This window comes from Streptomyces ruber (assembly GCF_014648075.1).
Taxonomy (GTDB): Bacteria; Actinomycetota; Actinomycetes; order Streptomycetales; family Streptomycetaceae; genus Streptomyces; species Streptomyces ruber.
Genome location: NZ_BMQK01000012.1, coordinates 188475 through 201830 on the forward strand (window position 1 = coordinate 188475; position 13356 = coordinate 201830).

The following is a 13356-nucleotide window of genomic DNA, read 5'->3' on the forward strand; positions in this document are numbered from 1 at the left end:
GGTGCGGGGAGGCCTGCCTTCTTCCTCCCTGTCGGCGCTGCGTGGCCCTGCCGTGCGCAGGCTGCTCACCCTGCGGCAGGAACAGAGGTTGGCCACGCGGCATGTCCGACTGATGGCTCAGTCGTTGGAAGTGACCGAGCGCACGGTGTGGCGGTGGCTTGCCGCTGCCGAGCGTGACGAGGCCGCGGCCGCGGAGCCCGGGGCGCGGGCCCAGAGCAAAGACCGCTTCTCCGTCACCCCCGAAGTGCGCCGCCTGCTGGCCTTGTGGAAGGGGAACGTCGCGGCGGTGCATCGTGAGCTGGCCGCTCGCGCGGCCAGGGGCGAGGGGGATCCGCCTCCGTCGATTCCGACGCTGCACCGGGCGATCCGCCGTGATCTGACGCCGGGGGAGCGGGCCGGGCTTGCGAGTGGGGAGCGGGCGGCGCGCAAGCACGATGTGTTCCTGGCCCGGCCGCGCCCCTGGCGGAACCAGGTGTGGGAGACCGACCACGTCCAGGTGCCGGTGCTGGTCGACGTCGATGGCAAGGCCCGCAGGCCGTGGATCACCTGGTTCACCGACTGCGCCACCAACGCGATCACAGGTGTGGCGATCACCCCCGGGCATCCGTCGCGGGAGTCGGTGCTGGCCGCGCTGCGCTCCGCCGTGCTGCGCGATGACCCCTACGGCCCGTTCGGCGGCGTGCCCGAGAAAGTGCGGGTGGACCGCGGCAAGGACTTCCTGTCCCGGACGGTGACCGCCGCGTTCGATCTCCTGGACGTCACCGTGGAGGACCTGCCCGCCTACACCCCCCACCTCAAGGGCACCGTGGAGGGCCTCAACCGGGCGGTGGAGAGCATGTTCCTGGCCGCGCTGCCCGGCTACGCCCGCCAGCCGCGCCCCGGCAAACGCTCCTCCCGTCCGAAGGACGAAGTGCTGCTCGGCTTCGAGGACTTCACCACCCAGCTTCTGGCCTGGACGCTCTGGTGGAACACCGAGCACCGACCGGCGCCGTTGCGGGGCAAGACTCCGCTTCAGGCGTGGCAGGACGATCCCACCCCGCTGCGGGACGTGCCGGCCGCGGATCTGTGGACGTTCACCCTGGAGGACGCCGGCACCCGCACGCTGACCACCCGCGGCATCCGCTTCAGGAAACGCGACTACGTGGGGCCGTGGATGACCGGCCAGGCCGGGATCCAGGTCCGTATCCGTTTCATGCCCCACCACGACCACCGCATCGAGGTCTACCACGCCGCCACCGGCCGCTACCTCGGTCCCGCGGACCTGGCCGACCAGGCCACCGACGAACAGATCAGCGCCGTACGAAGGGCGCGGTCCGCTCGCGCACGCCGCCTGAAGAAGGACCTGGAGGCCTCGCAGCGCGAGCGCTACGCCGCCGTGAACCAGCCCGAGGCACCTCAGCGGCTCGCCACGCTGACCACCGCGCAGGCCGAGGCCGAACTTGCCCAGACTGCCGACGCCGACCTCGCGCAGCTCGCGATGCCAGATCTCATCCCGCACGCCGCGCCGCCGACCGACTGGCGCACCCCGGCTTCCCTGGCCGCGCTGACCACTCCAGGCCCGCCCGTCCGGTATCCGTACGGCCGTGACGGCGCTTCCGCCCCGGACGGCCGTGACGGGCGGGCCGCACCTCCCACCACCGATGAAGACGGAGACGCCTCGTGACCGCGGCCACCTACCAGTACGTCGACCTGCCCGACGCCTCCGTGGTCACTACCCGCGCCCTGCTCACTGCCCGGGAGAACATCACCGACACGGTCGCCGCCCGCGCGATGATGTGCATCCACGGCGGCGCCGGCTTCGGCAAGACCCTCGCCGTCAACACCTGCCTGCGCGCACTCGAACCCGGCGAGGACGTCCAAAGATCGCCTTCCGGGCCCGGCCCACGGGCCGCGCGGTGCGCTACGAACTGTTCACCGCGCTCGACCTGGCCGGCGAGCCACCGCGCCATCCCAGCGAGTTCGACCGTCTGCTGAAGACGGCCCTGGCCGAACGCCCCCGTACCTTCCTGGTGGACGAAGCCCAGTGGCTAAACGGGGAGGCGTTCGAATACTTCCGCTACCTGTGGGACGAGCCCTCCACCCAGCTCGCGATCATTTTCGTTGGTGGCACGGGCTGCCACACCGTGCTGCGCCGCGAACCGATGCTGTCCTCCCTCATCTGGCAGCAGTTCACCCGACTCACACCCGACGAGGTCCTCGAGGTGATCCCGCTGTTCCACCCGGTCTGGGCTGATGCCGACCTCGAGGACATCGCCTTCGCCGACCAACACGCCGCGCACGGCAACTTCCGCGCCTGGGCCCAGCTGACTGCCCACACCCGTACCGCACTGGCCCGTACGGGACGTGCCCGCGTCGACCAGGATTTGCTGCGCTGGGCCTTCAGCCGCCTCGCCTGACCACACCGCCCATGCCTCCTATCCCGCCGCTGCCGTCCGTCACCGTGGTTCTCGACCGTCACGACGACGTGCTGCACTCGCACACCGCTCTGGCCGCCCACCATCCGCCGTCCGGCCGGATCACCCTGCACCCCGGCCCGGGCACCACCAGCGAAACCGGCCTCGCCCACGACCTTCTCGTCGCCCTGGGCAAGCCGCCCTTGCTCCCGGGCCGCTTTCCCGGCGGTCGTCAGCCCGCCTGGGAAGTTGCCACGGCCTGGATGACCTCCCTGCCTGTGAACCGGCTGACCGTGCTGCGCGCCCACCGCCTCACCGCCCGCCGCGCGATGCGCCTCCTGCAGCTACCGGCCCTCACCGGTTGAGGTTCCCCCGAGATGCGGGGAGAGGTGAACGCAGGACAGATGGGGCTTACGAAAGGAGCTCTGACGATGCCTGCCCCGAGGAAGTACCCACTGGAGTTGCGTGAGCGTGCGGTGCGGATGTACCGCGCTTCCGAGCCGAAGCCCGTGATCCGCCGCCTGGCCGAGGACCTCGGCGTGCACCACGAGGCCCTGCGTAACTGGATCCGCCAGGCCGAGGCCGATGCCGGCGAGCGAGGCGACATGCTCACCACCGCCGAGCGTGAGGAGCTTGCCGCCCTTCGCAAGGAGAATGCCCAGCTCAAGCGCGCGAATGAAGTCCTGCGGACGGCCTCCGCTTTTTTCGCGGCCCAGCTCGACCCGACCCGGCCCAGGTGACGGCGCTCGTTGACGAGCACCCGCACCTGGGGGTCGAGCCCGTACTCCGGGAACTGAACATCCCCTCCTCCACCTACTACCGGTGGCGCCAGGCCGAGACCAAGCCATGCGAACGGCGCCGCCGGGACGCCGAGCTGACCGGCAGGATCCGGCAGGTCCACGACGAGTCCGGCGGCATCTACGGCTCACCCCGCGTCCACGCCGTCCTCAAGCGTGAGGGCGTCCACGTCGGCCGCAAGCGCGTCGAGCGGCTCATGCGCCAGGCCGGCCTCGCCGGGATCAGCCCCCGCCGGGACAAGGGCTTCACTCGCCGTGACCCGGACGCCGATCTGGCCCCTGACCTGGTGCAACGCGACTTCACCGCGGACGGGCCGAACCGGCTGTGGGTCACAGACCTGACCATGATCCCCACCGGGGAGGGGCCGCTGTGGCTGTCCGCGATCCGCGACGCGTTCTCCCGCCGGGTCGTAGCCTGGGAGACCTCCGCCCGCGCGGACGCCGACCTGGTCCTCACCTCGCTGGAGTATGCCCTGGCCAGCCGCGAGGTCGCCCCCGGCGAGCTCGTCCATCACGCCGACCACGGCTGTCAGTACACCTCCGTGAAGCTCACAACGCGCCTGGTCAGGGCCGGTATCCAGGCGTCCATGGGCTCGGTCGGCGACTCGTTCGACAATGCCCTGGCGGAGAACCTGTGGATGGTCATCAAGACCGAGTGCATCCGCGGCCGCGTCTTCGCCACCAGGGCCGAAGCGAACCTCGCGCTCTTCGCATACATCGACGGCTTCTACAACCCCCGCCGCATCCAGAAACGGCTCGGCTACCTCAGCCCGATCGAATACGAGGAGAAGCACTACGCCGAGCGGGCAGCGGCCGAACAAGTAAACCTGAAACCACGTCAACCCGCTCTGACCAGCTAGTCAGCCACTCCCACACTGCGGGGGAACCTCAACTGCTTGATCGATTCGAGGCTGTCGGTGTTGACAAGGGGCGGGGCATCGGGCAGCGCGGCGTCCTCCTGCTCCCAGGACGGCAGCGCCCTAAGAGATCATGTGACTCGTACAAGTACTGGCGTCTGGTCAGCAGCCGGGCCAGACAGCTGAGGGAGAGGTCAGACAACGCGGATTGGCACCCGGCGCCCTGCCAGCAGGTGTGCCAGCGCGTCGGTCTCTTCCTCGGGCAGAGCGATGGCGGCCAGGCGGCGGGCGCGGGTGACGGCGACGTACCAGATCCGCAGCACCTCGTCGGTGGCCGGGTTTGAGTGGGTGTTTCATCCCGTTGTTTCATCCCGGAGCACGTGGTTTGCGCTGGTTTAGGTCCCTCGCCAGGTGGGGGTGGACTCGCCGGTGAGGCGGCGGGCCATCAGGTCGATCATCCGGAGCTGGATGAGGGCGGCGGAGCGGGCGGGCAGTGTCTCGTAGTCGCGGGCGAGCCGGCGGAACATCATGATCCATCCGAAGGTGCGCTCGATGGTCCACCGGCGGGGCAGCGGGGCGAAGCCCCGGCTGCCCGGGGTGCGCTGGACGACTTCGAGGGCGATGCCGAGCCGGGCGGCGTGCTCGGTGCAGGTGGTGCGGAAGGCGCTGTCGGCCCAGAGCTTGTGCAGCCGGGGAGCGCGGGCGTGGGCGGTGTCGAGCAGGCGCAGGCCGATCGCGTTGTCGGAGGCGTCCGCGGCCAGCACAAGGAGGGCCAGCAGCAGGCCGGTGGTGTCGGTGATCGCGCCGCGCTTGCGGCCGACGATCCGCTTGCCGACGTCCGTGCCCTGCCCGCGCAGGGGCACGTTGGTGGAGGTCTTCACGCTCTGGGTGTCGATCGCGCCGGCGCTGGGCTGGCCGTTGCGTCCGGCGGCCTCGCGGACCAGGCGGTGCAGCAGGCCGTGCAGGCGGTCGATGACGCCGTCGGTCTGCCAGTGCGCGAAGTAGCCGTACACCGTCTGCCAGGGCGGGAAGTCGTGTGGCAGGTAGCGCAATTGGGTGCCGGTGCGGTCCAGGTACAGCAGGGCGTTGAGAATCTCGCGCAGGTCATGCCGGGGAGGCGGGGAGATGTCCAGCGCGCCGCGGAGGCGCACGGCCCGCCAGTCCTCCAGGAACGGGCCGAGCAGCGCCCAACGCTCGTCCGAGAGGTCGGTGGGGTAGGGCGGTCGCTGTGCCATGGTGCAGGCGTACCGCGGCGGCCGGGCGGGGGCCAGGGCCATCAGGGCGGGCCAGCGGCCCCGGGACATCATGGGATGAGACAGGCCAGTGGGCAGGAGACGGGCATTCAGGGCTGCCCGGGAGCCCCTTCGGGCGATTGTTGAACCGTACGGCCCAGCACTTCCGGAGATAACGGCGCGCGAATGCCTCATTCATTTTCATCAGTGGACTAAACACCCACTTACTGCCATGGTCTGGGACCTGGCGAGCCGATGCGGTCGCAGCGCTAGATCCAGCGGCGCTCGCGCGCCAGGAGGGCTGCTTGGAAGCGGTTGCTCGCATCCAAGCGGCGCATGAGGGCCGCCACATGCTTGCGGTACGTGCGCAGCGCGATGCCCACCTCGCGTGCGCCTACTTCGTCCTTGTCCGCAGTGCACAGCGATTGCAGAATCCTTCTTTCAAGCGCCGTCACCGAGCCCGCCTGCTCATCGGTGTCCTGCATGCCCTCGGGAATCAGGGGGTTGGCGCTGTGCCACATACGTTCGAACAATGACACCAGTGCGGCGACGAGTCCGGGTTCGCGGGTCAGGATCGCGCCTTTCGCGGTGTGCGCGGGGTCCAAGGGTGTCAGGGCCGCGACATGGTCACAGATGATCAGGCGCTCGATCGGGTCACGTGCGATCCGGATGGAGGCACCTTTCTCCGTCAGTTCTCGCAGGTAGGCCATGGTGGGGGCGTCTTCGCGGGCGGCGTGGCCGACCACGGTGCGCATGCGCACTCCGCGGCGCAGTACCCGCTCGTCTATGGGACGGGCGTGGGCGATGCTCTCTCGGCTCAGTGTGCCTCGGGGGTTGGTGGTCAGGCTCTCGTTCCAGGTGAAGAAGGTCAGTTCGTCGATGGCTGCCCGCACTGCCTCCATACCCGGCCTCGGGGAACATCGGTACAGCGGTTATCGGTGAGAACGATCATGGCCGTCTAGCACAGTGATCCACTTCGCCGCTGGGGTTCGGTGAAACGCCTCCGGGCCTGTTCCGGGGCTGACTACGGTCCGGCTCGTGCCGGTGGAATTTCTGAGTGATGAGCAGGCCGAGGCGTACGGGACGTTCGCCGAGGAGCCGACGAGGCCCGAGCTGCAGCGGTTCTTCTTCCTGGACGACGTGGACCGGGACCTGATCGCCCTGCGGCGGACGGAGCATCACCGGCTCGGGTTCGCGCTTCAAATGTGCACGGTGCGGTACGTCGGCCTGTTCCTGGAGGACCCGCTCACGGTGCCGTGGCCGGTGGTCGAGCACCTGGCCGTGCAGCTCGGCATCAAGGACCCGTCCGTGGTCAAGCGGTACACGGAGCGACGCCAGACGCTGTACGACCACGCGTGGGAGATCCGGGACGCCTACGGCTACCACCCCTATGAGGACGCCGAATGGGGTCGTCGGTTCCGTACGTTCCTGCACGGGCGGGCGTGGACGCACGCCGAGGGCCCGAAGGCGTTGTTCGACCACGCGGTGGGCTGGCTGCGCCGTCACCGGGTCCTGCTGCCCGGGGTGTCCGTGCCGGCCCGGCAGGTGGCGGAGGCGCGGCAGGTCGCGGAGAAGCGCCTGCACGCCACGGTCGCGGGCGCCGCCCGCCGCGCGGACCCGGCGCTGCCCGGTGATCTGGTGGCGACGCTGAAGACGCCGGAGGGTTCCCGGTTCTCGGAGCTGGAGCGGCTGCGCCGGCCGCCGACGCGGACGACGGGCACGGCGTTCGCCCGCGCGCTGGAGCGGGTGGACGAGATCGGCGCGTACCGGCTCGGTCGGCTGAGGCTGTCGCAGATCCCGCCGAACCGGATGGCGGCGCCGGCCCGGTACGCGCTGGGGTCGAAGGCGCCGTTGCTGGAACGGGCGGCGGAACCGAAGCGCACGGCGATGCTCACCGCGGTGATGCGGCACCTGGAGGCGAAGGCGATCGATGAGGCCCTGGACCTGTTCCAGGTCCTGATGGCCACCCGGCTGCTGAACACGGCGAAGCGGAAGACGGAGAAGGAGCGGCTGTCGACGCTGCCGCAGTTGGAGAAGGCGTCGCGGGTGCTGGCGCGGGCGGCGAAGGTGCTGTTCGAGGAGCTGGAACTGGTCGAGGAGCGGGAGGCGGACCTGGACGTGGCCGCGCTGTGGGCGGCGGTGGAGGAGGTCGCCCCGCGCGCCGCCGTGATGACCGCGGCGGCCACGGTGGTCTCGCTGGTGCCCGAGGACGAGAACTCGGCCGAGGTCGCCATGCGGGCCGCGCTCGCGAACCGGTACGCCACGGTGCGGCCGTTCCTCGCGTTGCTGGGCGAGTCGAAGGCGCTGGACGCGGCGAGCGCGGGCAAGCGGGTCCTGGCCGGGGTGCGCGGCCTTCCGGCGCTGGCCCGGCGGAAGGTGGGGGTCAAGCCGCTGCTGCCGCGCGAGGTGGACGACAAGCTGGTGCCGCCGGCGTGGCGCAGGGCGGTGTACGCCAACCCGGATCTGCCGCAGGGCGCGGTGGACCGGGACGCGTACGTGGTGTGCGTGCTGGAGCAGTTGCACCGGGCCCTGTACAACCGCGACGTCTTCGCCGCACCCTCGCACCGCTGGTCCAACCCGCGGGCCCGATTGCTGGACGGCCCGGACTGGGACGCGGTCGAGGAGGACGTCCTGGCGGCCCTGAGCCTGGACATGCCCGTCACCGAGCACCTGGCGGAGCTGGTGCGGGGCCTGGACGCCGCATGGAAGCAGCTCGCGACGCGCCTTCAGGAGGCGGGGCCGACGGCGAAGGTCTCCATCGAGGTCCAGGACGACGGGCGGGTGAAGCTGAACGTCGACAAGCTCGGCGCGCTCGGCGAGCCGAAGTCCCTGACCTGGCTGCGAGGGCGGGTCGAGAAGATGCTCCCGAAGATCGACCTGCCGGACCTGCTGTTCGAGGTGAACGCCTGGACCGGGTTCCTCGACGCCTTCGTCCACCTCGGCGACGGCACCACCCGGATGAAGGACCTGCCCACCTCGGTGGTGGCGCTGCTGGTGTCCGAGGCGTGCAACATCGGCCTGGCCCCCGTGGTCAACCCCGGCTACGAGGCCCTGACCCGGGCCCGGCTCGTGCACGTCGACCAGTACTACCTGCGCGCCGACACCATCGCCATGGCGAACGCAGCTCTCATCGCCGCCCAGGTCGGCATCCCGATCGTGCGTTACTGGGGCGAGGGGCTGCTCGCCTCCGTGGACGGGCTGCGCTTCCAGGTGCCGGTGCGCACCATCAGCGCCGCTCCGTCGCCGAAGTACTTCGGGTTCAAGCGGGGCATCACCTGGCTCAACGCCGTCAACGACCAGGTCGCCGGCATCGGGCAGATGGTCGTGCCCGGCACCCCGCGCGACAACCTGCACATCCTGGACGCGCTGCGCTGCTGAACCTCGACGGCGGGGTCAAGCCGGAGATGGTGGCCACCGACAACGCCTCGTACTCCGACATGGTGTTCGGCCTGTTCAAGATCCTCGGCTACAACTTCAGCCCTCGGTTCCGCGACCTGGACGACCAGCGGTTCTGGCGGGCCACCATGCCCGGTGTCGAAACCGGCGCGTACGGCGCGGTGGAGGACCTGGCCCGCAACCGCGTGAACCTGAACAAGGTGATCACGCACTGGCCGGACATGCTGAAGGTCGCCGGTTCCCTGGTCACCAACCAGGTCCGCGCCTACGACCTGCTGCGTATGTTCGGCCGCGACGGCCGCCCGACCCCGCTCGGGGCGGCGTTCGCGGAGTACGGGCGGATCGCGAAGACCGAGCACCTGCTGCGTGTGGTCGATCCGGTGGACGACACCTACCGCAGGCAGATGAACCGCCAGCTCACCGTGCAGGAGTCCCGCCACAAGCTGGCCCGCGACGTGTGCCACGGCAAGCGCGGCACCATCCACCAGGCGTACGGCGAGGGGATGGAGGACCAGCTCGGCGCGCTCGGCCTGGTCCTCAACGCCATCGTGCTCTGGACCACGAAGTACATCGACGCCGCTGTCGCCCGGCTCCGCGCCGAGGGCCGTGAGATCCGGGACGAGGACATCGCGCGCCTGTCCCCGCTCAAGCACCGCAACCTGAACCTGCTCGGCCGCTATAGCTTCACCGCCAGCGTCCCGGCCGCCGGCGCCCTGCGCCCGCTGCGCGACCCGGATACGTCAGAGCTGGACGAGGACGACGTTGGCCGCGAGGACTGGCACGGGCGATGAGCTCTCGGCACGTCGCCGCGAACGACGACTCACCCCTGACTCAGAAAAGTGCGCGGCGCGAATTTTTGCGTGCCACGCATTTTCTGTTAGTGTGAACCGTATGAGCGGTCTACGGGAACGCAAGAAGGAAGCCACGCGCGCAGCGCTGAGCTGGGCCGCAGTCCGACTCACCGCCGAGCGCGGGTGGAGTGCGGTCAAGGTCGAAGACATCGCCGCAGCGGTCGGCGTGTCGCCGCGCACCTACAACAACTACTTCTCCAGCAAGGCCGAAGCGATCGCCTTCCGGCATCTTGAGCGCTCGTTGCGGCTCGCGGCCGAGCTGCGTCACGGGCCGCCCGGTGAGCCGCTGTGGGAGGCGATCACGCGCGCGGCATTGCGGCAGTTGGAGCCTGGGCCCGAGGTGGAGCACATGCCGCCTCAAGGCCCCGACGAGTGGGCGGCCGGCCTGCGGGTGATGCTGGCCGAACCCGCACTGGAGGCCGAGATGCTGCGCGCGGGCAAGATCGCGGAGAAGGAGCTTGCCGCGGCGATCGCCGACCGCACAGGCATGAACCTCGGGACCGATCTCTACCCACGCCTGGTGGCCGCGAGCGTGATGGCCGCAAGCAATGTCGCTCTCGAACTGTTCGTACAGGGCGGCACGGGCGAGCCGATGGAGGTTCTGCTGCCCCGAGCTCTGCGCATGGTGGCCGCCGGACTCCCCACCCCGTAAATCCCGTAGATCCCCCTTCTCGCTCTGAACAGGGGCTGCTGCCCGCAGCCTCTACCCCGCCACGCCCTGGAAAGGTGAATTGTCATGCTTGATGTCGTAATCGTCGGTGGCGGTCCGAACGGGTTGATGCTCGCCTGCGAGCTGGCACTGGCCGGGGTGCGCCCGGTCGTGCTGGAGCGTCTGGCCGGTCCGAAGACCGAGGCCCGCGCCAACGGCTTGGTCGGTCAGGTGGTGCGCATGCTCGACCGGCGCGGCCTCTACGCGCGCATCAGTGGGTCCGAGGAGCCGCCCCGCCCCGCGCCCCGGTACATGTTCGGCGCATTCACGCTGGATCTCACGGGGCTCGGTGACAGCAATCCCGTAAGCCTCCTCCCGGCGCCCCAGGAGCACATCGAGAAGGTTCTCGCCGAACGCGCCGTGGAACTGGGCGTCGATCTCCGCAGGGGCCAGGAGGTGACCGATGTGCAGCAGGAGGACGACTTCGTCCGGATCACCCTTGCCGACGGCGAGACGTTCACCACCCGCTACCTGGTAGGGGCCGACGGCGGCCACAGCATGGTGCGGCGCCTGTCCGGCATCGACTTCCCCGGCGTGACCACCGACGACTTCATCACCCGCTCCGCGCACGTGTCCGTGGCGGACGAGCACCTGGGCCCCGACGGCAGCCTGCACGTCCCCGGCTACGGCACCCTGCCGCCCCTGCTCTACGTGCGCACGGAGCACGGCACGATCGCGTGGGGTCTGCTGCCCGGCCGAGTGCCTGTCCTCAACACCACCGAAACCGGCAGCCCGGACGAGTACACCACCCCGATGACCTTCGAGGAGATGATGGCGAGCGCCGAACGCGTGCTGGGCGTACCCGTCCCGCTCGCTCCGCCCCAGGGAGAGGGGCCCCACCTTCTTCGACGGCTGCTCGGCGGAAACACTCGGCTGGCAGAACGCTACCGCGATGGGCGGGTTCTGCTCCTGGGTGACGCGGCCCACGTGCACTCCGCGATCGGCGGCCCCGGACTCAACCTCGGTCTGCAGGACGCGTTCAACCTCGGCTGGAAGCTGGCCGCCACCGTGCACGGGTGGGCCCCCGAAGGTCTCCTCGACACCTACGACGAGGAACGCCGGCCGGTCGCAGAACACGTCGTGGCCTCGACCCTGTCCCAGTCGGCACTGATGCGCCCCGGACCGGAAGTCGGAGCCCTGCGGACCGTCTTCGGCGACCTGCTCGCCACACCGGGCGGCACGGAACACATCGCCCACCTGCTCGCCGGCACCACCGAGGGATTCGCACCCGACCTCGTGATCCACACCGACGCAGGCGCCCGCCGGCTGGCCGACCTGACCACCACCGCCCGCCCCCTGCTGCTGGACCTGAGCGGTGACTTCGCCGAGGCCGCCAAGCCCTGGCACGACCGGGTCGACGTCATAAGCGGCAAGGCCGACGGCACGAGCGCGACAGGTCTGCTGCTACGCCCCGACTGCCACATAGCCTGGACCGGAACCGAACCGAACGACGTCAGCGGTCTGCGAGCCGCGCTGTCCCAGTGGTTCGGCGAACCGCTGAACAGCGCCCGCGAGCCGGGCGCGTCTCAAAAGGGGATCAGCCCCACTTCCGAATGAGACCGGGCTCTGCGAACGGACTCGGGTTGAGGGGCTGAGTGCCTGTTTCTGAACCTCATCTCAGCAGGTCAGGACCCGTCAGTCCGAAATGGGAACTCTGGGGAAGCGTTCGGGCAACGGTCACGGTGACCGTTGCCCGAACGGAAATCTCTGCGACTGAGGTGGCGCTGACGGTCGTCAGTGCCACCGGGAGCCCACCGGGTGGCCGTGACCTTGATCGATCTCGAGTTGGTCGTGACCAACTCGGTCCAGGCGCCGCCTGCTACCAGGCTACCGAGCCCGCGCCTTCCAGGGGTTCAGAAACAGGCACTGACGGCCGTTGATTGATCTCGCTCGCGCAAATGACCAGATGCGAGAGTTCTGCGAACGCCCCGGAGCGCGCTCACGACTCCGCCTGGAACTGGCGCTGCCGCGCGTGCCGCCCGTCCTCCCTGCCGGCAGGGAGGACGGGCGGCACTGTTGCATGGCTGTCGTCAAACGACCGTTTGACGACAGGGCGGCGGTGCGTCCAATGAACCCGTGCCATCCGGGGGTTCACGGCGGCCCGAATCCAATCAGATCCGATGGTGATTGCTGACAGGGTTTGACGACAGATAGGGTCCGGTCCTCCGTACGGAAGGGGCCCTTCGGTGGCGAACCTGGTCTACAAGCGGGTCTCGACGGACCAGCAGTCCACCGCCCGGCAGGACCTCGTCCTGGCCGAGGCCGGGATCGAGGACCCGGTCGTCTTCGAGGAGGAGCCGGGTACCTCCAGCCGTCTCCACCCGCTCCAGCGCCCGAAGTTCGGCGAACTGCTCACCTACGCGCGGCCGGGCGACACCGTGCACATCTCCGAGATGTTCCGCCTCGTGCGCGGCAACCAGCACATCCTCGACGTGCTCGACGTCCTGCACCGAGACCGTCTCGCGCTGCGCATCCACGACGGCGCGTTCTCCGCGATGGACCTCACCGCCCGCCACCCGCGCACCGGCGAGCTGCTGTCCACCGTGAAGTTCATGGTGCAGACCCTCGCCGCCGCCGGCGAACTCCAGCGCGACCTCCAGCGGGAGCTGACCTACGACGGGCTGCGCGCCGCCGAGGCCAAGGGCAGCAAGGGCGGACGCCGCCCCGCCGTCGCGGCCGCGCAGACCACTGGCGTACGCACCGCGTACCTGGAGGGCCGCTCCATCGCAGCCCTGGCCCGCGACCACCGGGTCAGCCGCGGCGCGATCCGCACGGCCGTCGCCGACCTGCTTCCCGACCACGCCGCCGAGGAGAGCACGCCCGCCCCGGAGTTGCCGGTCACCCTCGACATGCCGGGCAAGGTCGCCGACTACCTCCGCACCACCGAGCTGGAGCCTGCCGAGCGGGCCGCACTCGACCAGGGCGTGACCGTACGGCGCGGCCAGGGCTACACCCTGCGCGTCAGCGCCGTCCCCGCCGTGCACCGAGGACTCCTCGCCCGCTGCCAGCCGCTCGACGGCGTCCAGGGCGCCGCGGCGGTTCCGGCCCAGCGCAAGGCCCGCCGCGAGTACGAGAACCGCGTCAGCACCCTCACGCCCTGACCAAGATCGTTCTCACCGAT

Annotated in this window: 11 protein-coding genes and 1 pseudogene; 10 read left to right on the forward strand and 2 right to left on the reverse strand. The window is 70.0% G+C overall.

All coding sequences use genetic code 11. The annotated features are described in order from the left end of the window. Window positions 1–52: 52 nt before the first annotated feature. The 6 genes from IEZ04_RS23855 (at window position 53) to IEZ04_RS23875 (ending at window position 4050) form a co-directional block, all read left to right on the forward strand. Window positions 53–1663 (forward strand): TnsB C-terminal domain-containing protein, encoded by a 1611-nt coding sequence (locus tag IEZ04_RS23855; RefSeq protein ID WP_373296352.1) that lies wholly within the window; start codon window positions 53–55, stop codon window positions 1661–1663. After that, window positions 1660–1974 (forward strand): hypothetical protein, encoded by a 315-nt coding sequence (locus IEZ04_RS35115; RefSeq protein ID WP_229821225.1) that lies wholly within the window; start codon window positions 1660–1662, stop codon window positions 1972–1974. Before IEZ04_RS23855 ends, IEZ04_RS35115 begins: the two co-directional genes overlap by 4 nt. Continuing rightward, a complete protein-coding gene (locus IEZ04_RS23860; protein WP_229821226.1) occupies window positions 1896–2396 on the forward strand; it encodes an ATP-binding protein in 501 nt (166 codons plus the stop codon). Before IEZ04_RS35115 ends, IEZ04_RS23860 begins: the two co-directional genes overlap by 79 nt. An 11-nt stretch (window positions 2397–2407) precedes the next feature. After that, window positions 2408–2758: a hypothetical protein gene (locus tag IEZ04_RS23865; RefSeq protein WP_229821227.1), complete on the forward strand. Its 351-nt coding sequence runs from the start codon at window positions 2408–2410 to the stop codon at window positions 2756–2758. Window positions 2759–2824: 66 nt separating this feature from the next. Then, the gene (locus IEZ04_RS23870) at window positions 2825–3133 is read left to right on the forward strand and encodes a transposase (protein WP_189218990.1); all 309 of its coding nucleotides are present in this window, start codon (window positions 2825–2827) and stop codon (window positions 3131–3133) included. Then, window positions 3130–4050 (forward strand): IS3 family transposase, encoded by a 921-nt coding sequence (locus IEZ04_RS23875; protein ID WP_189218991.1) that lies wholly within the window; start codon window positions 3130–3132, stop codon window positions 4048–4050. Before IEZ04_RS23870 ends, IEZ04_RS23875 begins: the two co-directional genes overlap by 4 nt. 392 nt (window positions 4051–4442) lie before the next feature. Here the strand turns inward: IEZ04_RS23875 and IEZ04_RS23880 are convergent, their stop codons facing one another. Then, window positions 4443–5282, reverse strand: coding sequence for an IS5 family transposase (locus tag IEZ04_RS23880; protein WP_189218992.1), 840 nt, complete (start codon window positions 5280–5282; stop codon window positions 4443–4445). A 266-nt stretch (window positions 5283–5548) separates the two neighbouring features. Then, entirely contained in the window at window positions 5549–6172 is a 624-nt protein-coding gene (locus IEZ04_RS23885; RefSeq protein WP_189218993.1) for a hypothetical protein, read from the reverse strand. A gap of 145 nt (window positions 6173–6317) precedes the next feature. Here IEZ04_RS23885 and IEZ04_RS23890 point away from each other — a divergent pair. The 4 genes and pseudogenes from IEZ04_RS23890 to IEZ04_RS23905 all read left to right on the forward strand — a co-directional run bounded on the left by IEZ04_RS23890 (window position 6318) and on the right by IEZ04_RS23905 (window position 13336). Then, window positions 6318–9466 (forward strand): annotated as a pseudogene (locus IEZ04_RS23890) (Tn3 family transposase). 100 nt (window positions 9467–9566) lie between these two features. Next, complete coding sequence (locus tag IEZ04_RS23895; RefSeq protein ID WP_189218994.1) at window positions 9567–10178, forward strand: TetR/AcrR family transcriptional regulator; 612 nt, start codon at window positions 9567–9569, stop codon at window positions 10176–10178. 84 nt (window positions 10179–10262) lie between these two features. Beyond that, window positions 10263–11792 carry an FAD-dependent monooxygenase gene (locus tag IEZ04_RS23900; RefSeq protein ID WP_189218995.1) on the forward strand — a complete coding sequence of 510 codons (1530 nt, stop codon included), beginning with the start codon at window positions 10263–10265 and terminating at the stop codon, window positions 11790–11792. A 629-nt stretch (window positions 11793–12421) separates the two neighbouring features. Then, window positions 12422–13336: a recombinase family protein gene (locus tag IEZ04_RS23905; RefSeq protein ID WP_189218996.1), complete on the forward strand. Its 915-nt coding sequence runs from the start codon at window positions 12422–12424 to the stop codon at window positions 13334–13336. Window positions 13337–13356: the final 20 nt, after the last annotated feature.

Bases quoted from the DNA above. Each gene is read 5' to 3' on its own strand.
- IEZ04_RS23865 (WP_229821227.1), top strand. From the start codon at position 2,408: ATGCCTCCTATCCCGCCGCTGCCGTCCGTCACCGTGGTTCTCGACCGT.
- IEZ04_RS23870 (WP_189218990.1), top strand. From the start codon at position 2,825: ATGCCTGCCCCGAGGAAGTACCCACTGGAGTTGCGTGAGCGTGCGGTG.
- IEZ04_RS23900 (WP_189218995.1), top strand. From the start codon at position 10,263: ATGCTTGATGTCGTAATCGTCGGTGGCGGTCCGAACGGGTTGATGCTC.
- IEZ04_RS23895 (WP_189218994.1), top strand. From the start codon at position 9,567: ATGAGCGGTCTACGGGAACGCAAGAAGGAAGCCACGCGCGCAGCGCTG.
- IEZ04_RS23880 (WP_189218992.1), bottom strand. From the start codon at position 5,282: ATGGCACAGCGACCGCCCTACCCCACCGACCTCTCGGACGAGCGTTGG.